Source organism: Micromonospora sp. MH33 (assembly GCF_003013775.1).
Lineage (GTDB): Bacteria > Actinomycetota > Actinomycetes > Mycobacteriales > Micromonosporaceae > Micromonospora > Micromonospora fulviviridis.
This window is the reverse complement of the sequence record NZ_MUYZ01000022.1, coordinates 1-19,107: the sequence shown is the minus strand read 5'-3', so window position 1 is coordinate 19,107 and position 19,107 is coordinate 1. Positions and strand designations below refer to the sequence as shown.

Sequence of the window (19,107 nt, the reverse complement as noted above, 5' to 3'; positions counted from 1 at the left end):
CCGGTGGATTCACGCGGTGGCGGTGAGCGCCTGCGTCACCTCGTCGTCGGAGACCTCGTGGAAGTCGTCGTAGTACGCACCGACCGCGGCGAAGTCGGGTGGGATCTGGGCGCAGACCACCTGGTCGGCCTCGGCGGCGAGCATCTCGTACGCCTGGTCGGAGCCGACCGGGACGGCCACCACCACGCGGGCGGCGCCCAGGTGCCGGGCGACCTGCACGGCGGCGCGGGCGGTGGCGCCCGTGGCCAGTCCGTCGTCGACGATGACGGCGGTGCGTCCGGTCAGGTCGAGCTGCGGGCGGCCGCCCCGGTAGAGCCGCTCGCGGCGGTCCAGTTCGGTCTGCTCGCGCCGGCGTACCTCGGACCGCTCGTCCTCGCCGATCCGGCCGGCGACCATCTCGTTGAGCACCTGCACCCCGCCGGGGCCGAGCGCGCCGTACGCCACCTCGGGGGCCCAGGGCACCCCGAGCTTGCGGACCACCAGCACGTCCAGTGGTGCGCCGAGCCGTTCGGCGATCACCCGGGCGACGGGTACGCCGCCGCGGACCAGCCCGAGGACGATGACGTCGGGTTGGCCGGCGAGGTCGCTGAGCCGGTCGGCGAGCATCCGTCCCGCCTCGGCCCGGTCTCGGTAGGTGGTCATGCCTCAGGTCTACGCCCTCCGGCCGGGCCGTGCCGGCCAGTTCCCGGAAAGCCGGTCAGGGGGCGACCTCGGGGCGGCGCTCGGCGAGCGCCAGGGCGGGGGCGGTGACCAGCAGGGCGATGGGGTAGAGCAGGTAGCCGAAGCGGGTCGAGGGCATCAGCAGGATCGCGGCGAGCAGCCCGTACCCGCAGATCAGCGCGGTGGCGGCGGCGGTGCGCGGCGGGCGGCGCAGCAGCCGGACGGCGATCGCCACCGCGACGGCGACGAGCAGCGCGGCGGCGACCACCCGGCCGGCGGGCAGCGCGCTCGCGATCAGGTGGCCGGGGAACGGGGACTGCGCGGGGCTGGTCACCAGCCCGTGCCCGAGCGGGAAGCGCAGCACGTTCTCCACCAGGGCGTCGCGGTCGACCAGCAGCACGGGGAGCAGCGCGAGGACCGGCAGGCCGAGGGCGCCCAGGGCGGTGCGCAGGCCCGCCCGGCGGGTGACGGCCCAGCAGACCAGCACGACCGCCACCGGCCAGGCGAAGAGCTTCAACGCGCCGGCCACGCCGACCGCGAGGCCCGCGCGGCCGGGCCGGCCGGCGGCGGCGAGGGCCAGGGCGAGCAGGCAGAACGCGAGTACGGGCAGGTCGTCGCCGCCCGTGGCCAGGGTGAGCGCGCAGACCGGCAGGACGGTGGCCGCCTGCACGGCGCGCAGCACGGCGGCGTCCCGCCGGGGGGCGCCGGGGCCGGCGGTGGCCCGCAGGGTGAGCACGGCGGCGGCCAGCGCCAGCGCGGTGACCAGGGCGAACCAGACCCGCGCATCGGTCCACCAGGCGTCGGCGGCGGCCCGGGGCAGCCCGAACAGCGCCATCCCGGGCTGGTAGGGGGTGTAGCCGAGCAGTTGCTCGCCGGGGGGCAGGGCGGCGATCGCGTCGTGCCCGAGGTAGGGGGTGCCGTGCTCGGCGAGCCGCGCGCCGGCGTGCTCGACCACGATCACCTCCTCCTGCGCCCGGTCGGTCCGTCCACCGGCCCGCTGGATGCTCTGCGCGACGACCGGCAGCAGGGCGGTGGTGGCCCAGGCGAATCCGGTGACCGCCCAGCGGGCGGGCAGGCCGGCGAGGGGGGTGCCGGCGCGCCGGCGCCGGGCCAGGAGTTGGCCGGCGGCGGCGAGCGCCGCCAGCGCGTACCCGATGGTGGCGAGCGTGCCCCAGGCGCGGTGCGGCAGCAGCGTGGAGGTGGCGGCGGTGACCGCGGCGAACACCGCGGAGACGGCGTAGAGGCCCAGGTCGAGGGGGAGGCCGCCGCCGGCGGTGTAGACCGGCGCTGCCGGCCGACCTGCGGATCTTGGTGGCTTGCCGTGGTCAGGGAGCGGGGGTGGCGGTGCGGTTGCGACCGCCGCCGGTGCGGCGGCCGGGCAGGCGGATCACCGCGCCCGCGTCGTGCAGCGGCGGCGCGAGGGCCCCCGGTCGGCCGCCGGCACCCCGCTGGAGGGCGGCGAGCAGCGTGCCGGACGGCAGCGGCCGGGCGAACAGGTGGCCCTGCCCGGCGGCGCAGCCCAGCTCCCACAGGGCCCGCCGCTGCGGCTCGCTCTCCACGCCCTCGGCCACCACGGTCAGGTCGAGGCTGCGGCCCAGGTCCAGGGTGGAGCGGATCACCGCGGCGGCCTCGGCCGTGCTCTCCATCGCGGTGACGAAGCTCCGGTCGATCTTCAGCTCGTGCACCGGGATCCGGGAGAGCAGAGAGAGGGAGGAGTAGCCGGTGCCGAAGTCGTCCAGGGCCAGCCGTACGCCGGAGTCGCGCAGCCGGCTGAGCACCCGGTCGACCACGTCGAGCTGGCTGAGTGTCAGGGTCTCGGTCAGCTCCAGCACGAGCCGGTCCGGCGGCAGGTCGTGCGCCCGCAGCCGGGCCAGCACCGCCCCGGGGAAGCGGGCGTCGAGGAGGCTGCGCGGCGACACGTTCACCGAGACGGGCAGGTCGAAGCCGGCGTCCCGCCAGGAGCCGGCGGCGATCAGCGCCTGGTCGAGGATCGCCTCCGCGAAGGCGGGCAGCAGCCCGGAGCGCTCGACCGCCTCCAGGAACCGCAGCGGGTCGATCATGCCGTGCGTCGGGTGGTGCCAGCGGGCCAGCGCCTCCGCGCCGATCACCTCGCCGCTGCCCAGGTCGACGATCGGCTGGAAGTTGACGGTGAACTCGTGGTCGGCGACCGCCCGGGGCAGTTCGCCGCCGAGGGTGAGCCGGCCCAGGTCGGCGGTGTCGCGGGTCGGGGCGTAGGTGGCGATCCGCTGGCCGGTCCGCTTGGCCTGGTACATCGCCACGTCGGCGCGGCGCAGCAGCTCGGGCATCCCGCCGCTGGCCGGCGCGACCGCGATGCCGCCGCTGGCCTCCACGCTGATCCGCATGCCGTCCAGGTCCAGCGGCTCGTGCAGCGCGGCCAGCAGCGCCTCGGCGCGGTGCGCGGCGATCGCCGGGGCGGGCAGGCCGCGCAGCAGGACGGCGAACTCGTCGCCGCCGAGCCGGGCCACCAGGTCGTCAGGGCGGGCCGCGCCGCGTAGGCGGTCGGCGACCTGCGTCAGCACGCGGTCGCCGGCGCCGTGCCCGAGGGTGTCGTTGACCTCCTTGAAGTGGTTGAGGTCGATCAGCACCAGCGCGGTGACGCCGTCGGCGTGCCGGTTGGCGAGCTGCTCGGTGCCCTCGTCGAGCAGGTGCCGCCGATTGGAGAGCCCGGTGAGCGCGTCATGGGTGGCGGCGTACGCGTGCTCGTCGGCGATCCGGGCCAGCTCGGCGTACGCCTGGGCGTTGCGGACCGCGGTGCAGAGCGCCGAGGCGAAGGTACGCAGGGTGTACTGCTCCCGCTCGGACAGCTCGACCGGCCCGGCGAACCGCAGCCGCAGCACCCCGAGGTCCACCGCTCGGTCGTGTCCCTCCAGCGCGACCGGCATGACCCTGCCGTCCACCGTGCTGGGCTCGGGGGCCGCCCCGTCGTACGCGATGCCACCGGCGTTGCCGCGGACCGTGCGTCGCCGATCGCGCAGCTCGATCTCGACCTCGTCGGCCGAGAAGAGCTCGGCGGCCTCGGTGACGGCGGTGGTCAGCACCTGGTCGAGGTCGACCACGTTGAGTGCGTCGGTGGCCCGGGCGAGTCGCTGCCAGGCGTGCTGCTCGGTGCGGGTGCGGATCCGGGTCGAGTAGGCCAGGTGCAGACTGAGCACCAGCGGCGGCACGGCGAGCAGCAGCCGTGGGTCGACCGACAGGATCGCCAGGGTGCAGGCGGTGACCACGAACCGGACGGCGAAGCCCGCGATCCGCAGGTCGAGGTTGGTGCGGAACTGACGACGTACCTGGGTGCCGGAGGCGAGAGCGATGACCGGGATGGCCAGCAGGTCGTCGACGAATGCGACGACCAGGTAGGCGATGCCGAGGGGCGCCAGCATCACCAGTGGGTGCTGGCCGGGCCACGTCCAGTCCAGCAGACCGAGGACGGTGCCGGCGCCGGCGGCGACCAGGACGTTCTTCCCCACGCCGAAGGCGATCTTGATCGGCGACAATCGCAAGGATGCGAGGGCGATGCCGACGGCGGTGCAGAGCACGACCCAGTGCACCGACATGATCGCGGCGCCGATGACGATGGCGGTTTCATTCCAGCTGATCGACTGAGTCGTGGACCGGATCCGGATCCGTGCCTTGACGAGGGTGCCGACCGCGATCATGAAGGTCAGCATGGTGAGAGTTGCGACGTCGTAGGCGGACCTCGGAGGTTCCCTGAGGAGTGCGCCGGGGAGCGACGCCACCACGACGACAGTTGCCACCACGACGACGAGACCGACCAGCAGCCGCAGCCGCCTGTCGGTCTCGATCTCACGTCGCTGGGAAAGAGTCACACCGCTCCCAGGTACTGCGCCGGCTGTGGCAAGAGACTACCTCGGACGCCGGTGGTCCTGGATCCGTTTTCAGTTCCAGTCGGTACCGCGCATGTTGCCCGCCTCCTTCGACCCCCGGCGCCTCGACAATTTGGGCGCCCCTTCAGACGAAAAGCAGCTTAGGTCAGGAAGGTGGCGTTTAGAAGGCATATATGTAACTATATGCAATATCAGCGAATACGATGGCTTATCACGACTTTGTGTTCACGGAATGTGTGCGGAGCGCGTCGGGTCCTCCCCTTTCTGTGTCCGATCAACTGCGGAACGCGTTCCCGGTCCGGACTGCCCTGTCGTGCTGCTCACCAGTCTCGCCGTTCGCCGGCGGTTGCTCATCCACGCTTCAGTCCGACTCCTTCCCGAAGCAGTGGAAGCGGCGCGACCGAGGGGCGCCCAGTCATTGCTTCAAGTGCCTATGGCGCTGCGTTCCGTGGGCGAAAGGCCCGTCCATATCGACCACCGAGGAATCCCGAACACCTAATCGAAACAGGAACGGCGAGGTTGGGCAAAGAACGCGCACGGTGAGCGGGCGGTTCCCCTTCTGTCAAGGCGGAGGAATTGACAGCGCTCGACAGGTCGCCCCCGCCGTCAGTGAAGGATGAGATGCCCCGAAGGCTCCGCGGGCGCGACGGCCCTCCGCCGGGGCCGCTGCTGCGGTCGTTCGACGGATAGGCTCGCGGCCGTGACCGAACCCGCGCAGCTCACCCACGTCGACCCGGCCGGCGCGGCCCGGATGGTCGACGTCTCCGCCAAGCCGGTGTCCGGCCGGCTCGCGGTCGCCGCCGGCCGGCTCCGCACCACCGCCGAGGTGGTCGAGTTGCTGCGTCGCGACGGCCTGCCCAAGGGAGACGCGCTGGCGGTCGGCCGGCTCGCCGGGATCATGGGGGCCAAGCGCACCCCTGACCTGATCCCGCTCTGCCACCCGATCGCCCTGCACGGCGTCACCGTCGACCTGCGTCTCACCGACGACACGGTCGAGATCACCGCTACGGCGAGGACCGCCGACCGGACGGGGGTCGAGATGGAGGCCCTCACCGCGGTGGCCGTCGCCGGGCTCGCCCTGGTCGACATGGTCAAGGCGGTCGACCCGGCGGCCTCGGTGGAGGCCGTCCGGGTGCTGCGCAAGGAGGGCGGCAAGACCGGCGAGTGGGTCCGGCCGGAGGACCGGCCGTGATCCGGGCCCGGGTGATCGTCGCCTCGAACCGGGCCGCCGCCGGGGTCTACGCGGACACCAGCGGCCCGCTGCTCGTCGCCGGCCTGCGGGAGCTGGGCTGCGAGGTCGACGAACCGGTCGTGGTGCCCGACGGCGAGCCGGTCGGCGAGGCGTTGCGGGCGGCCCGCGACGAGGGCGTCGACGTGGTGCTGACCAGCGGCGGCACGGGCGTCACCCCGACCGACCGCACCCCCGAGGTGACCCGCCCCCTGCTCGACTACGAGATCCCCGGCATCGCCGAGGCGATCCGGGCGCACAGCCGCGACGCGGTGCCGACGGCCGCGCTGTCCCGTGGGCTGGCCGGGGTGGCCGGCCGGATGCTGGTGGTGAACCTGCCGGGCTCACGCGGCGGGGCGAAGGACGGGCTGGCGGTGCTCGGGCCGATCCTGCGGCACACCGTCGACCAGCTGCGCGGCGGCGACCACTGACCACGCGCCCTGGAGCGTCGGCCGACCGCCCCGGGGATAGGCTCGGTCGATGAGCACGGAAACCGCAGCCGCCGCGGCCGAGGTCGTCGCGCCGCCGCCGGCCGGGTGGGAGGAGGCCCGCTCCCGGGTGTACGCGGTGGGTCTCGCCGCCGCGCTCCCCGCGGTCAGCCGGCCGCTCGCCGACGCCGACGGGCACACCCTGGCCGAGCCGCTGGCCCCGCAGACCGACCTGCCGGCCTTCCCGACTTCCAGCGTGGACGGCTGGGCGGTGCGCGGGGACGGGCCGTGGCAGGTGGTCGGCCGCGTGCTCGCCGGGCACACCCCGCCGCCGCTGGAGGCCGACGGCAGCGCGGTCGAGATCGCCACCGGCGCGATGGTTCCCGCGGGCGCGACGGCGATCCTGCGGATCGAGGAGTCGACCCGGACGGCCGACGGCCGGGTGGCCGGCACGCCCCGTCCGACGCCGGAGTGGCGTGAGCCGGGCGAGGAGGCGTACGCCGGGGAGGAGCTGTTGCCCGCCGGCACGCCGGTCGACCCGGCGGTGCTCGGCCTGGCCGCCTCCTGCGGGCACGACACCCTGCGGGTCCGCCGCCGGCCCCGGGCCGCGCTGCTGGTCTTCGGTGACGAGCTGCTGACCTCGGGCCCGCCGGGGGCCGGCCGGGTCCGCGACGCGCTCGGCCCCTCGGTGCCTGCCTGGCTGCGCCGGTACGGCTGCCAGGTGCGCCCCGCCGACGTGGTCGGTCCGGTGGCCGACACCCTGCCCGCCCACGTGGCCGCGCTGCGCGCCGCGCTGGCCGACGCCGACCTGGTCTGCACCACCGGCGGCACCATGCACGGCCCCGTCGACCACCTGCACCCGACGCTGGAGGCGCTCGGCGCCGACTACGTGGTGAACACCGTGGCGGTCCGGCCGGGCTTCCCGATGCTGCTGGCCCGGCTGGTCGACGACGATGGCCGGGTGCGCTTCGTGGCCGGCCTGCCGGGCAACCCGCAGTCCGCCGTCGTCGCGCTGGTCTCGCTGGTCGCGCCGCTGCTCGCCGGCCTGCAGGGTCGGCCGATGCCGGTGCTGCCGCAGGTCACGCTGGCCGAGCCGGTCCCGGGCCGGGGCGACCACACCCACCTCGCCCTGGTGCGTTGGGACCGGGTCGCGGGCACCGCGCACCCGGTCCGGCACGTCGGCTCGGCGATGCTGCGCGGCCTGGCCGGCGCGGACGGCTTCGCGGTGATCCGGCCGGGCACGAGCGGCGCGGCCGGCGACCGGGTGCCGGTGGTGCCGCTGCCGCTGACCCCCGGGGAGCGGGCATGGTGAGCGCGAGGAGTGAGCCGGGCTTGCGAGCCCCGCAGTCGCGAACCGGGGGAGAACAGTGAGCGCGAGGAGTGAGCCGGGCTTGCGAGCCCCGCAGTCGCGAACCGGGGGAGAACAGTGAGCGCGGCGGCCGGCGTGGTCCTCGGCGCGGTGACCGACCGGCCGTTGGACCTGGCCGCGCACGAGGCGGCGGTCGCCGACCGCCGGGCCGGCGCGGTGGTCTCGTTCCAGGGCGTGGTCCGCGACCACGACCACGGCCGCACGGTCGACCTGCTGGAGTACGAGGGCCACCCGACCGCCGAGGCCGTGCTGCGTGAGGTGGCGGCCGAGATCGCCGCCGAACCCGAGGTGTACGCGGTAGCCGTGTCGCACCGGATCGGTCCGCTGGAGATCGGCGACGTGGCCCTGGTGGCGGCGGTCAGCACCGCGCACCGGGCGGCGGCCTTCGCGGCCTGCGCGCGGCTGGTCGACGAGGTGAAGGCGCGGCTGCCGATCTGGAAGCGGCAGGTGTTCGCCGACGGCACCGAGGAGTGGGTGAACTGCCCCTGACGGTCAGCGCCGGGCGGCGAGCTGGGCCGTCCGGGCCAGCCGGTCGTGGTAGAACGCCGGTTCGGCGCCGGGCCGCCAGGGCAGCGCCGCGACCAGCACGATCAGGGCGATCGCCAGGGAGTTCTCCATGAGCGCGCCGAACAGGCCGTCCTGGTAGTGGGACACCTCGGGGAGCTGGTGCTCGTACGGCCAGATCGGCGAGATCAGGAAGAGCAGGTAGAGCCCGAGCGCGCCCACCCCGTGCCGGAGCCCGGTCAGGGTCGGGTACCAGATCGGCGGGCGCAGCGCCGGCACCCCGGTGGCCGGCGGCGTGCCGGTGACCCGGGGCAGCAGGCCGCGGCTCGCCTCGTGGCGGCGTACCGCGGCGTCGGCCAGCACGATGATCGCCGGGATGACCCAGACCAGGTGGTGCGACCAGGAAATCGGGCTGATCACGTTGGCGGTGAGCCCGACCAGGGTGAACGCGGTCAGCTCGTCGCCGTCGGCGCGGGCACTGGCCGCCCGGGACAACCCGAGCGCCAGCATCAGCACCGAGAAGGCCAGCCACAGCAGGCCGGGCGTGTCGATCGAGTCGTAGAGCCGGGCCAGCAGGCCGGCGAGCGACTGGTTGGCGGTCATGTCCGCCGCGCCCACCCGCTCGGTCTGCCAGAGCACGCTGGTGAAGTAGGTCCGCGACTCCGCGCCGACCAGCCCGAACGTCCCGATGGTCACGCCGACGGTGGTGCCGACCGCAATCAGCGCTGCCCGCCACTGCCGGGTGATCACCAGATACCCCACGAACAGCGCCGGGGTGAGCTTGATCGCGGTGGCCAGCCCGATGCCGACCCCCGCCCAGGCGCCGCTGTAGACGAACCGGGCCAGCGCCGAGTCCGCGGTCTCGTAGTGGGTGCCGCGCCGGGCCCGCCAGCGCAGGCCGACGAGGTCCGCCATGATCAGCGCGAAGAGCAGCAGGTTGACCTGGCCGTAGCCGAGGGTCTCCCGGGATGGCTCGATGGCCGCGGCGAGCGGGGTGGCGATGCCGACGGTGAACCAGAGCGACCAGCCCAGCCGGTCGACGATCGGGCGCAGCAGCGCGGCCAGCACGACGGCGAGCGCGGCGATGCTGGCCAGGGCGTTGAGCCAGCCGGCGGCGTCGACCGGCAGCCAGGACATCGGCAGCATGGCCAGGCCGGCGAAGGGCGGGTACGTGAAGCCCAGGGTGGTCGACGGGGCGATGAAGTCGTACAGCTCGTTGCCGCTCGCCCAGTACACGACGGCACCGTGGTAGATCTTCATGTCGAAGAAGTTGTACGGCCGCCCGAAGGCGCCGATGGCGAGCCAGGCGGCGTAGGCCACGGCGGCCACGATGCCCGTCCGTGTGGCCGTTCTGCGGTCGATGCCCCGCGTCACGCGGTGGAGGGGGACGAGGCGGTCCGTCCGTCTACCGACTGTCGTCGGCATGGCGTGGCCACCCCCGTACCAAGGTCGTCCTGTCCGTCCAGGTCCAGCACGGAGCCTAGAACGGCGCCTCACGTCACTGCCTCCCGCGTTATGCGACCGTGTCCGATCCCACACGTGTTTTTGACATTTCCGCCGGGTTAACGGGTCTCGGACGGTTCAGGTGATTGGTGGCCTTGCGGGGGGTGGTGGCCGTATCGATGCAGGTCAGCCTGGGATTCGACGGGCGGTGGCCGCCGAGCGTACGGCGATCTTCGCCTCCCGGCGGGCGGTCCGGACCGCGCGCTGCACCGAGCGGCGCGAGTGGTTGATCCGGTGGCCGGTGCGCCAGCGGAGTCCCGGCTTGCCCTCGGTGTCGGCAGCGGCGAGGAGGAGGCCGCCGAAGAGCCCGAGGTTCTTCAGGAAGTGGACCTGGTTGTTGTTCCGCGCCGCCGGGTCGTCGTTGTTCCAGAAGGGATGGCCGGCGGCGGTGGTCGGCACCAGGGTGGCGGCAAGGACGAGCGCGGCCGGCCGGGTGAACCTGCCGGTCGCCAGCATCAGCCCGGCGACCAGTTGGGTGGCCGAGTTGGCCCGCACCAGGGTCGCCGTGTCGGTGGGGATGCGGGGGTTGATGTTCTGGATCAGCGGCGTGACCTTGTCGGTGATCGGCTGCGCGGCCGGGACGAGCCGTCCCGGGTTCCGCAGGTTGCGGGCGCCGCTGACCACGAAGATGCCGCTCAACATGACGCGGGCGAGGGAGCGCACGGGCTTCATGGCTCAGTCATACCCCGTCGCGACCCTCGGCACCCCTGCAACACCCGAAAGGGATCGGCCGACGTGGACGTCCGCACGGTACCGATTTCAGCGACCGTCGCGGATGGACGGCCTCCGCGCGGTAAGGTCGCGCGGGTGACGACCCTGCGACTCCGACCCGAGGACCCGGCGGACGAGGCGCCGGTCGCCCGGGTGCTGGCCGCCGCGTTCGCCCGCCCCGACGTGACCACCCCGCCCGAGGTGGGGCTGGTGGAGGACCTGCGGCGCAGCGACGCCTGGATCCCGGAGCTGGCCATGGTCGCCGAGTACGGCGGCGAGGTGGTGGGCTACGCGCTGCTCACCCGGGTGCAGGTGTGCACCGACGGCGGCACCTGGCCGGCGCTGGCGCTCGGCCCGGTGGCGGTCGCCCCGCACCGGCAGCGGATCGGGCACGGCGCGGCCGTCGTACAGGCCGCCCTCGACGCCGCCACCGAACTGGGCGAGCGGCTGGTGGTGGTGCTGGGCGACCCGGCGTACTACCGCCGGTTCGGGTTCGGCCGGGCGGACCGGCTGGGGCTGACCAGCCCGTGGTCGGGTTTGGGGGAGCCGTGGCAGGCGCTGGTGCTGCCGCCGTCCACCGGCGACGAGCCGCCGCCCCCGTCCGGCGAGGTGGTCTTCCCGCCGCCCTGGTCCAAGGTCTGACCGGCGGTCAGGCCGGCTGGGTGCGCAGGTAGCGGCCGAAGTGCGGGACGGTGAAGGCGACCGTCCCCCGCTCGCCGGAGTAGATGAGCCCCTTCTTGATCAGCGCGTCGCGGGCCGGCGAGAGGCTGGCCGGCTTGCGGCCGAGCGCCCGGGCGATCTCCGCGGTGGGCACCGCCGCGTCCATGTCGTCGCGACCGCTCTCCTCCCCGTCCACCAGCGCGAGCGTCGCCATGGCGCGCATGTACTCGCGCTCGGCCGGGGTGGCCCGCTCGAACCGGGAGCCGAAGAAGCCCACCGCCAGCTCGGCCTCCGCCTCGGGCGCGGCGACCCGGACGTCCGCCGCGGTGATCGGCGAGCGGGGCGCGTGGTCCCAGGTGGCCTTCCCGTACGCCTGGACGAAGTACGGGTAGCCGCCGGACTTCTCGTAGAGCAGGTCGAGGGCCTTCTGCTCGTACTCGACCTCCTCCCGCTCGGCCGGGGCGCAGAGCGCCTGGTCGGCGGCGATCCGGTCCAGCCGGTCGATCCGCTGGTAGCGGAAGAGCCGCTCGGAGTACGACTTCGCGGCGCTCAGCACGGCCGGCAGGTGCGGCAGCCCGGCGCCCACCACGATCAGCGGCGCGCCGAGCTGGGACAGCTCGTGGCAGGCGGCGCAGAGCGCGGACACGTCCTCCGCGCCGAGGTCCTGCATCTCGTCGATGAAGATCGCGATGCCGGTGCCCACGTCGGTGGCCACCGCGGCGGCGTCGGTGAGCAGCTCGACGAGGTCGATCTCGATGTCCCCGGAGTCGGCCCGGCCGCTGCTGGCCGGCACGTCGATGCCGGGCTGCCAGCGGTCGCGCAGCTTCGGGGCGGCCCCGCCGCGCCCGGCCGGCACGGCTCGCTGGGCGAACGCCTTGAGCACGCCGAGGAAGGCGTCGATCCGGTCGGGGGCGCGGTGCCGGGGGGCGAGCTCGCGGACCGCCATGTGCAGGGCGGCGGCGACCGGCCGGCGCAGCGACTGGTCCGGCCGGGCCTCGATCTTGCCGGTGCCCCAGAGGTGGTTGATGGCCTGCGAGCGCAGGGTGTTGAGCAGGACGGTCTTGCCGACGCCGCGCAGCCCGGTGAGCATCAGGCTGCGTTCCGGCCGGCCGCGGGCGATCCGCTCCAGCACCACGTCGAAGACGTCCAGCTCCCGCCCCCGCCCGGCGAGCTCGGGCGGGCGCTGACCGGCGCCGGGGGCGTACGGGTTGCGGACCGGATCCACGAATCGCACAGTATCGGGCCGTCTAGCGGCGGGGCTAGACATGCGTAGATGCGACTACCGCGTGTCGGGGCCGTCGAGACAAAACTAGGGCTGTCTAGCTTGAGCGCTAGACAGCCCTAGTTTTGGCTACGGGTCCTACCGCCGCTTGAGGCAGAGCACGAAGTCGAGGGTGTCGAGCTGGCTGTCGAAGAAGTACCAGTCGGTGTAGCCCTCGACCTTGGCGCACTTCGACTCGGCGTCCTTCTTGCCGCTGGTCGACCCGTCGATGCGGCGCAGCACCTGGTAGGTCTTCGAGCCGCACTCGGTGATCACCAGCTTCGGCTGGCCGGAGCCGCCCTCGTTGGCGACGCACTGGCCCGCCTTCACGAAACGCGGGTCGGTCGAGGACGCCGGGGCCGGCGGGGTGGTCGCCGCGTCGGCCGGCTCGCTCGCCGCCCCGGTGGGGCCGGCGGCCGGCGCGGAGGAGGACGCCGTCCCGCCCGTCGGGGTCGCGTCGTCCCGGCCGAGCACCCAGTACGCGCCGGCGCCGCCGAGCAGCAACACCGCCAGCACGACCAGCACCACGAGCAGCGGCCCCTTGCCGCGCTTCGGCGGCGCCGGCTCGGCGTGCGGTGGCTGCCCGCCGTATCCGGGATCGGCCGGGTAGCTCTGGTAGGGCGGGGCGGCGGGCGGTGGGCCGGCGTTCCAGGCGGGGGCCGGCTCGTAGCCCTGGGTCGGCTGGTCGTAGCGCTGGGCCGGCGGCTCGTAGCGCTGCGTCGGTGGCTCGCCCCAGCCGCCCGGCTGCCCGCCGTACCCCGGGTCGTAGCGCGGATCGGCCGGCGGACCGTACCCGTCGTCAGGGCGCCGCCCACCCCACGGCTCGGGGGAGCCGCCGCCCGGTGGTCCGAAGTTCGACATGAACGCCCTCCTGCGTACGCCAGTGCTGAGAGGCCGGCCACCAATGGGGGACGCCGACGCCGTGGTCACCGTAGCGTGGTCCACCGATGAGCTCACGCCCCACGAGTGCGACGCCCGCCCTCGCCCGCCCCGCAGCCCCGACCCGCCCGGCCCTGATCTGGACCGCGCTGGTCCTGGTCTACGTGCTCTGGGGCTCGACCTACCTGGGCATCCGGGTCGCGGTCGAGTCCCTGCCGGCGCTCACCTCCGCCGCGCTGCGGTTCGCCGCCGCCGCGGTGGTGCTCGCCCTGGTGCTGCGGCTGCGCCGCGGGCCGGGGGCGCTCCGCGTCGACCGACGGCAGCTCGGCTCGGCCGCGCTGGTCGGCGTGCTGCTGCTGGCCGGCGGCAACGGTCTCGTGGTGCTCGCCGAGTCCGGCCCGGAGGGGACCGCGCTGCCCTCCGGCATCGCCGCGCTGCTGGTGGCCACCGTCCCGCTCCTGGTGGTGCTGCTGCGGACGGTCGGCGGCGACCGGCCCCGGCCGTGGACCTACGCCGGGGTGGCCGTCGGCTTCGTCGGTCTCGTGCTGCTCGTGCTGCCGAGCGGCGGGTCGGGGAGCGTGCCGCTGGTCGGGGCGCTGACCGTCGTGGCGGGGGCCGTCAGCTGGTCGGTCGGCTCGTACCTCTCCGGCCGGATCCGGATGCCGGACGACCCGTTCGTGGCCACCGTCTACGAGATGGTCGCCGGCGCGGCGGCGCTCGCCGTGATCGCCACGGTGCGGGGCGAGCTGCACGACTTCTCCCCCGCCGAGGTGACCGGCCGCTCCTGGGCGGCGCTGGCCTACCTCATGGTGGCCGGCTCGCTGGTGGCCTTCACGGCGTACGTCTGGCTGCTGGCCCACGCGCCGATCTCCCTGGTCTCCACCTACGCGTACGTGAACCCGGCGGTCGCGGTGGCGCTCGGCGCGCTGTTCGCCGCCGAGCCGGTGACCGCCCAGGTGCTGCTCGGCGGCGCGGTGATCGTGGCCGGCGTCGCGGTGGTGGTGAGCACCGAGCGCCCACGCCGGTCGGCGGCACGACCCGTCGACGGGGCGGCCCCGGAGCCGGCCCGCCGGTAAGGTCCGGCCCGTGTCGGCCGGGCTGGTGACGGGTGTCGCGCTCCTCGGCGCGCTGGCCGGCCGGGCCGCCGTCCCGCTCGCCGGGGTCGTCACCCGCTCTCCGCCTCCCGCCGTCCGGTCCCCCGGGCCGGATGACCGGCTCGGGGCGGCGGTGCTGGCCGGAACGCTGGTGTTCGGAGGGCTCGCCGTCGCGCGGGGCGGTGACCCGGCGTTGCCGGCGTTCCTGGCGGTGGCCACGGTCGGGTTGGCGCTCGCCCTTGCCGACCTGGCCTGCCTGCGGCTGCCCGACCGGCTGGTGGCCGCCGCGGCGGGAGCGGCCGCGCTCGGCCTGGTCCCCGTCGCGCTGGTCAGCGGCACCCCGGAACGGCTGCTGACCGCCGTGGCCGGCGCGGCCGTCTCCTTCGCCGGCTACGTGCTGCTCGCCCTGCTTCCCCACTCGCGGCTCGGCTTCGGCGACGTCAAGCTCGCCGCCGCGCTCGGCCTGCCGCTCGGCTGGCTCGGCTGGCCGACCCTGGGCGTCGGACTGCTCCTCCCGCACCTGCTGAACGGGGTGATCGTCCTCGCCCTGCTCGCCGCCGGCCGGGTACGCCGCGACACCCCTGTCCCGTTCGGCCCGGCGATCCTCACCGGCGCCTGGCTGGCGGTCCTGCTCGCGTGACCCGGGCCGATCCGGCTGTGCCCGGCCTGGGGCGAGCTGGATCGGGATGCCGCCAGTTCGGCGAGCTGGCGTCGAGGGCTCAGATCAGCCGGAGCTGGCGGTCCTTGGGGCGGCGGGGTTCGGTGTCGCCGAAGCGCTCGAACAGCCCCGGGTCGATCACGTCGAGGAACGGGGACGGGCGGCACTCGCGCTCGGACCCGTGCCGGGTACGCCGGGCGGCGTGGCTCACGTAGAGCCGGTCCTGGGCCCGGGTCAGCCCGACGAAGAAGAGCCGCCGCTCCTCGGCCACCGCGTCGTCGTCCGGCTCCTGCCCGGGCCAGCGCAGCGGCAGCAACCCGTCCTCGGCGCCGACCAGGAAGACCACCGGGAACTCCAGCCCCTTGGCCGCGTGCAGGGTGAGCAGGGTGACCGCCTCGGCGCGCGGGTCGAGGGCGTCCACCTCCGCCCCGGTCGCGAGCTGCGCGAGGAACAGCCCGAGGTCGTCGCCGCAGCGCCGGGCCAGCGGGGTGAGCAGGTCGACCGCGCCGCGGACGTCCTCGGGGCGTACCGCGCCGGAGCCGTCGAGGGTCGGCACGGCGAAGCGCTCCGCCACGAGCTGGCCGGCCAGCCGTACCCGGGCGGCCAGGGAACCGTCGAGCCCGGCGTGCCGCAGCTCGCGGGCGATGGCGGTCACGCCCGGCCGGTCGCGCAGCCGGTCGTGCGAGCGCTTCTGCACCGGGATGTTCGCCCGGGCCAGCGCGTCCACGATCGGCGCGGCCTGCGAGTCGGTGCGGTAGAGCACCGCGATGTCGGAGAAGGACAGCGACGTGGCCCGCCCGTCGATCCGGCCCGAGTCGAGCGAGCGGTGGGAGAGGCCGCCGACCAGGTCGTCGATGGTGCGTACCAGGAAATCGGCCTCGTCCGCGACGGAGGACGCGGCGTAGCGACCGACCAGCGGGGCCTCCGGGTCGAGCCGGGCCGGGTCGAGGCGGCGGCCCCGGACCAGCGACGACGGCGCGATGGCCTGCACCGCGGCGGCCAGGATCGGCGCCGACGACCGGTAGTTGCGGTTCAACCGGACCAGGCGGGCGTCGGTGAAGTCCTGGGAGAAGCGCAGGAAGTAGCCGACGTCCGCCCCCCGGAACGAGTAGATCGCCTGGTCGGGGTCGCCGATCGCGCAGAGGTTGCCGTTGGCCGGGCTGAGCAGCCGGAGCAGCTCGTACTGGACGGCGTCGACGTCCTGGTACTCGTCGACGAAGATCCACTTCCAGCGCTCGCGGTACTCCCGGACCAGCTTCCGGTCCGCCCTCAGCAGCGCCACCGGCAGGGTGAGCAGCTCGTCAAGGTCGACCAGGTCCCGCTTGCGCAGCAGCGCGGCGTACCGCTCGTCGTCGCCGCCGGCCTCCGCGCGGGCGGCGGCCCGGTCGGCGTCGTCGGCGATCCGGAAGTCCGCCGGCAGCCCGGCCGCCTGCGCGTTCTCCCGCAGGATGGTCAGGCCCAGCGAGTGGAAGGTGCCGACGGTGACGTCCTCGGCCACCGGGCCGAGCAGCCCGTCCAGCCGGTGCCGCAGCTCCTCGGCGGCCCGGCGGGTGAAGGTGATCGCGAGGCACTGCTCCGGGAAGACGTTCAGCTCCGCGCAGAGGTAGGCGATCCGGTGGGTCAGCGTGCGGGTCTTCCCGGTGCCCGGGCCGGCCACGATGAGCAGCGGGCCGCCCGGCGCGGAGGCGGCCACCCGCTGCATCGCGTCGAGCCGGTCCAGCAGCCCGGTGCCGACCTCCTCCATCCCGGCGAGCATCGGCTCGAACGGCTCGTGCGGGGAGGGCGCCGGCGCGATCGGTGGCGGGGGCGGCGGGGCCGGCTTGCGCTTCGGCTCCGCCTTGGCCGCCGCCGGGCGCCGGGCCTTCGGCTTCGGCGCCGGCTCCGCGGGCTTCCGCTGCGCGGGCACGGGTACGTCGAAGAGCGCGTCCTGGCCGGCGCCCCCGCCCGACGAGCCCAGCTCGGCCGGGTCGAAGAGCGTGATCACGCCGTACTCGCCGTCGTAGCCGGGAACCCGGCGCACCTCGCCGCGGCGCAGCCGGCCGATGCCCTCGGCGAGCAGCTCGCCGCCGACCCGGCCGATCTCGTCCAGCGGGGTACGGATGAGGATGTCCAGCTCCGGGCCGAGCGCGGCGATCAGCTCGTGGAGCTTCCCCTCGACCTTCTTGGACCGCGCGCCGACCTTGTTGAGCTCGCCGAGGATCTCGGCCAGTGGCACGAGGTGGGTCACGTCCCGGGCGTGCGCCGGCCGGTGCCCCTCGGGACGGTCGGCCAGCTCGGCCACCCGGCTCAGTACGCCCACCGTCAGCGGCTTGCCGCACTCCGGGCAGCGCCCGCCCGCCTCCCGGGTCCGCTCCGGGGACCAGTTCACCCCGCAGAGCCGGTGCCCGTCGGCGTGGTACTTGCCCTCCTCCGGGAAGAACTCGATGGTGCCGGCCAGCCCGTCGCCGGTGCGCAGCGCCTCGCGGATGGCGAAGTAGTCGCGGGCCGAGTCGAGGACGGTGGCCTCGCGGGCCAGCGCCGGCGGCGAGTGCGCGTCCGAGTTCGACACCAGCTGGTAGCGGTCCAGGCTGCCGACCCGCCAGTTCATCTCCGGGTCGGAGGAGAGGCCGGTCTCCACGGCGAAGATGTGTTCGGCCAGGTCGGCGTAGCAGTCGGCGATCGCGTCGAAGCCGGACTTCGAGCCGAGCGCGGAGAACCAGGGCGTCCAGATGTGCGCCGGCACCAGGTAGCCGTCCGGGCTGGCCGCCAGGGTGATCTCCAGCAGGTCGCGGGAGTCCAGCCCGAGGATCGGCCGGCCGTCCGAGCCCAGGTTGCCGATCCGCCCCAGCGCGGCGTTGAACCGGGCCACCGCCTCCAGGTCCGGCAGGTAGATGAGGTGGTGCACCTTCCGGGTCCGGTCGTCCCGCTTGTAGATCGTGGAGATCTCCACGCTGAGCATGAACCGGACCGGGTCCGCCTCCGCCTCGCTCGCCAGCCGGGGCGGCAGCCGCCGGGCGATGTCCCGCTCCGCCTCGGGGCTCAGCCGGTAGAGGCCGGGCTCGGCGGGGTGCAGGGTCTCGCGCAGGTGGTCGTACCAGGCCGGGTGGGTGAAGTCACCGGTGCCGAGCACGCCGATGCCCTTGCGTCGGGCCCACCAGCCGAGGTTCGGCAGGGTCAGGTCACGGCTGCACGCGCGCGAGTACTTCGAGTGGATGTGCAGATCCGCGACGAACGGCGGGAGGCCACCGGGGGGTGCGGCGCTGAACGGAGGCACGCCGCATCCTGTCACGCCCGGTCCCCTGCCCGCCCGCCGCCACGCGTACGCGTGACCTGAGCAATGCGGTGCTGGACCGGGCGGCCGGGACGCGCTATGGGGCGCGCAACTCCACCAGGGTCACCTGCGGCGGCGCGCCCACCCGGACCGGCGGGCCCCAGAAGCCGGCGCCGTTGGTCACGTACACCTTGGTGCCGTCCACCTCGCCAAGCCCGGAGACCACCGGCTGCTGGAGCTTCACCAGCAGGTTGAACGGCACCATCTGGCCGCCGTGGGTGTGCCCGGAGAGCTGGAGGTCCACGCCGAACTTCGCCGCCTCATGCGCGGCCACCGGCTGGTGGGCCAGCAGCACCACGGGGCGGCTCGGGTCGCGGTCGCCGAGGGCGGCGGCGTAGTCGGCGGGGGCGGCCAGCCCGGTGCCGGCGGCGGTGACGTCGTTGACCCCGGCCAGGTCCAGCACGCCGCCCCGGGCCCGGATCTCCTGGCGCTCGTTCTGGAGCACCCGCAGGCCGAGCCGGTCCACCTCCCGCACCCACTCCTCCACGCCGGAGTAGTACTCGTGGTTGCCGGTGACGAAGAAGCTCCCGTAGCGGGAGCGCAGGTCGCGCAGCGGTTCGGCGGCCGTGCCCAGCTCGGCCACCGAGCCGTCGACCAGGTCACCGACGACCGCCACCAAGTCGGCGTCGAGCCGGTTGATCATCGCGACGATCCGCTCGGTGTGTGCCCGGCCGCGCAGCGGCCCGAGGTGGATGTCCGAGACGGTGGCGATGCGCAGCCCGTCCATGCCCCGTGGCAGCTTGGCCAGCGGGATCCGCACCCGGTCCAGTCGGGGCGGTCCCATCGCGGTGCGTACGCCGTACCCGGTGACACCCGCGGCGGTGAGCCCGGCGAAGATCGCGGCCCCCCGGGCGAGCAGCAACCGGCGGGACGGGTCGTGGTCCGGCCGGTCCCCCGCGGGGTCGCGGCCGTCCTGCGATCCGGCGGGCCGCGGCCCGCTGTCCTCGCCGGCCGGCGGCTCGGCCGACCCGGCGGACCCCGC

General features: G+C 74.7%; 16 protein-coding genes. 7 read left to right on the top strand and 9 right to left on the bottom strand.

Annotated elements, in window-relative coordinates; genetic code table 11:
* Window positions 1-9: 9 nt before the first annotated feature.
* From B0E53_RS06300 to B0E53_RS06290, 3 genes are all read right to left on the bottom strand, one after another.
* On the bottom strand, window positions 10-642 hold the full coding sequence (locus tag B0E53_RS06300; RefSeq protein ID WP_107075125.1) for a phosphoribosyltransferase family protein: 633 nt from the start codon (window positions 640-642) through the stop codon (window positions 10-12).
* Between the two features lie 55 nt (window positions 643-697).
* Window positions 698-1,909 (bottom strand): glycosyltransferase 87 family protein, encoded by a 1,212-nt coding sequence (locus B0E53_RS06295; RefSeq protein WP_107075124.1) that lies wholly within the window; start codon window positions 1,907-1,909, stop codon window positions 698-700.
* Window positions 1,910-1,985: 76 nt separating this feature from the next.
* The gene (locus B0E53_RS06290; protein ID WP_210405957.1) at window positions 1,986-4,502 is read right to left on the bottom strand and encodes a bifunctional diguanylate cyclase/phosphodiesterase; all 2,517 of its coding nucleotides are present in this window, start codon (window positions 4,500-4,502) and stop codon (window positions 1,986-1,988) included.
* 718 nt (window positions 4,503-5,220) lie between these two features.
* Here B0E53_RS06290 and moaC point away from each other — a divergent pair.
* From moaC to B0E53_RS06270, 4 genes are all read left to right on the top strand, one after another.
* Window positions 5,221-5,712, top strand: coding sequence for a cyclic pyranopterin monophosphate synthase MoaC (gene moaC, locus B0E53_RS06285; protein WP_107075122.1), 492 nt, complete (start codon window positions 5,221-5,223; stop codon window positions 5,710-5,712).
* Complete coding sequence (locus tag B0E53_RS06280; protein WP_107075140.1) at window positions 5,709-6,179, top strand: MogA/MoaB family molybdenum cofactor biosynthesis protein; 471 nt, start codon at window positions 5,709-5,711, stop codon at window positions 6,177-6,179. Before moaC ends, B0E53_RS06280 begins: the two co-directional genes overlap by 4 nt.
* Before the next feature lie 49 nt (window positions 6,180-6,228).
* Window positions 6,229-7,488, top strand: coding sequence for a molybdopterin molybdotransferase MoeA (locus B0E53_RS06275; protein ID WP_107075121.1), 1,260 nt, complete (start codon window positions 6,229-6,231; stop codon window positions 7,486-7,488).
* Window positions 7,489-7,602: 114 nt separating this feature from the next.
* Complete coding sequence (locus B0E53_RS06270; RefSeq protein WP_107075120.1) at window positions 7,603-8,034, top strand: molybdenum cofactor biosynthesis protein MoaE; 432 nt, start codon at window positions 7,603-7,605, stop codon at window positions 8,032-8,034.
* Window positions 8,035-8,037: 3 nt separating this feature from the next.
* Here the strand turns inward: B0E53_RS06270 and B0E53_RS06265 are convergent, their stop codons facing one another.
* Together B0E53_RS06265 and B0E53_RS06260 are read right to left on the bottom strand one after the other, a co-directional pair.
* Entirely contained in the window at window positions 8,038-9,474 is a 1,437-nt protein-coding gene (locus tag B0E53_RS06265) for a glycosyltransferase 87 family protein (RefSeq protein ID WP_107075119.1), read from the bottom strand.
* Between the two features lie 204 nt (window positions 9,475-9,678).
* On the bottom strand, window positions 9,679-10,224 hold the full coding sequence (locus tag B0E53_RS06260; RefSeq protein ID WP_107075118.1) for a DoxX family protein: 546 nt from the start codon (window positions 10,222-10,224) through the stop codon (window positions 9,679-9,681).
* A gap of 135 nt (window positions 10,225-10,359) precedes the next feature.
* Here B0E53_RS06260 and B0E53_RS06255 point away from each other — a divergent pair, with 135 nt between their 5' ends.
* Window positions 10,360-10,905, top strand: coding sequence for an N-acetyltransferase (locus B0E53_RS06255; protein ID WP_107075117.1), 546 nt, complete (start codon window positions 10,360-10,362; stop codon window positions 10,903-10,905).
* Window positions 10,906-10,912: 7 nt separating this feature from the next.
* Here the strand turns inward: B0E53_RS06255 and B0E53_RS06250 are convergent, their stop codons facing one another.
* Both B0E53_RS06250 and B0E53_RS06245 read right to left on the bottom strand, forming a co-directional pair.
* On the bottom strand, window positions 10,913-12,148 hold the full coding sequence (locus tag B0E53_RS06250) for an ATP-binding protein (RefSeq protein WP_107075116.1): 1,236 nt from the start codon (window positions 12,146-12,148) through the stop codon (window positions 10,913-10,915).
* A 135-nt stretch (window positions 12,149-12,283) separates the two neighbouring features.
* The gene (locus B0E53_RS06245; RefSeq protein ID WP_107075115.1) at window positions 12,284-13,045 is read right to left on the bottom strand and encodes a flagellar basal body protein FliL; all 762 of its coding nucleotides are present in this window, start codon (window positions 13,043-13,045) and stop codon (window positions 12,284-12,286) included.
* Between the two features lie 86 nt (window positions 13,046-13,131).
* On the opposite strand from B0E53_RS06245, the gene B0E53_RS06240 reads away from it, so the two are divergent.
* A complete protein-coding gene (locus B0E53_RS06240) occupies window positions 13,132-14,139 on the top strand; it encodes an EamA family transporter (RefSeq protein ID WP_107075114.1) in 1,008 nt (335 codons plus the stop codon).
* Between the two features lie 10 nt (window positions 14,140-14,149).
* Window positions 14,150-14,797: an A24 family peptidase gene (locus B0E53_RS06235; protein WP_107075113.1), complete on the top strand. Its 648-nt coding sequence runs from the start codon at window positions 14,150-14,152 to the stop codon at window positions 14,795-14,797.
* Between the two features lie 79 nt (window positions 14,798-14,876).
* On the opposite strand, the gene B0E53_RS06230 is transcribed toward B0E53_RS06235, so the two are convergent.
* Together B0E53_RS06230 and B0E53_RS06225 are read right to left on the bottom strand one after the other, a co-directional pair.
* Window positions 14,877-18,068, bottom strand: coding sequence for a UvrD-helicase domain-containing protein (locus B0E53_RS06230; protein ID WP_107075112.1), 3,192 nt, complete (start codon window positions 18,066-18,068; stop codon window positions 14,877-14,879).
* 94 nt (window positions 18,069-18,162) lie between these two features.
* A partial coding sequence (locus B0E53_RS06225) for a metallophosphoesterase (protein ID WP_246835266.1) occupies window positions 18,163-19,107 on the bottom strand: 945 nt, incomplete at its 5' end.

Bases quoted from the DNA above. Each gene is read 5' to 3' on its own strand.
- B0E53_RS06240 (WP_107075114.1), top strand. From the start codon at position 13,132: ATGAGCTCACGCCCCACGAGTGCGACGCCCGCCCTCGCCCGCCCCGCA.
- B0E53_RS06300 (WP_107075125.1), bottom strand. From the start codon at position 642: ATGACCACCTACCGAGACCGGGCCGAGGCGGGACGGATGCTCGCCGAC.
- B0E53_RS06260 (WP_107075118.1), bottom strand. From the start codon at position 10,224: ATGAAGCCCGTGCGCTCCCTCGCCCGCGTCATGTTGAGCGGCATCTTC.
- B0E53_RS06265 (WP_107075119.1), bottom strand. From the start codon at position 9,474: ATGCCGACGACAGTCGGTAGACGGACGGACCGCCTCGTCCCCCTCCAC.
- B0E53_RS06245 (WP_107075115.1), bottom strand. From the start codon at position 13,045: ATGTCGAACTTCGGACCACCGGGCGGCGGCTCCCCCGAGCCGTGGGGT.
- B0E53_RS06275 (WP_107075121.1), top strand. From the start codon at position 6,229: ATGAGCACGGAAACCGCAGCCGCCGCGGCCGAGGTCGTCGCGCCGCCG.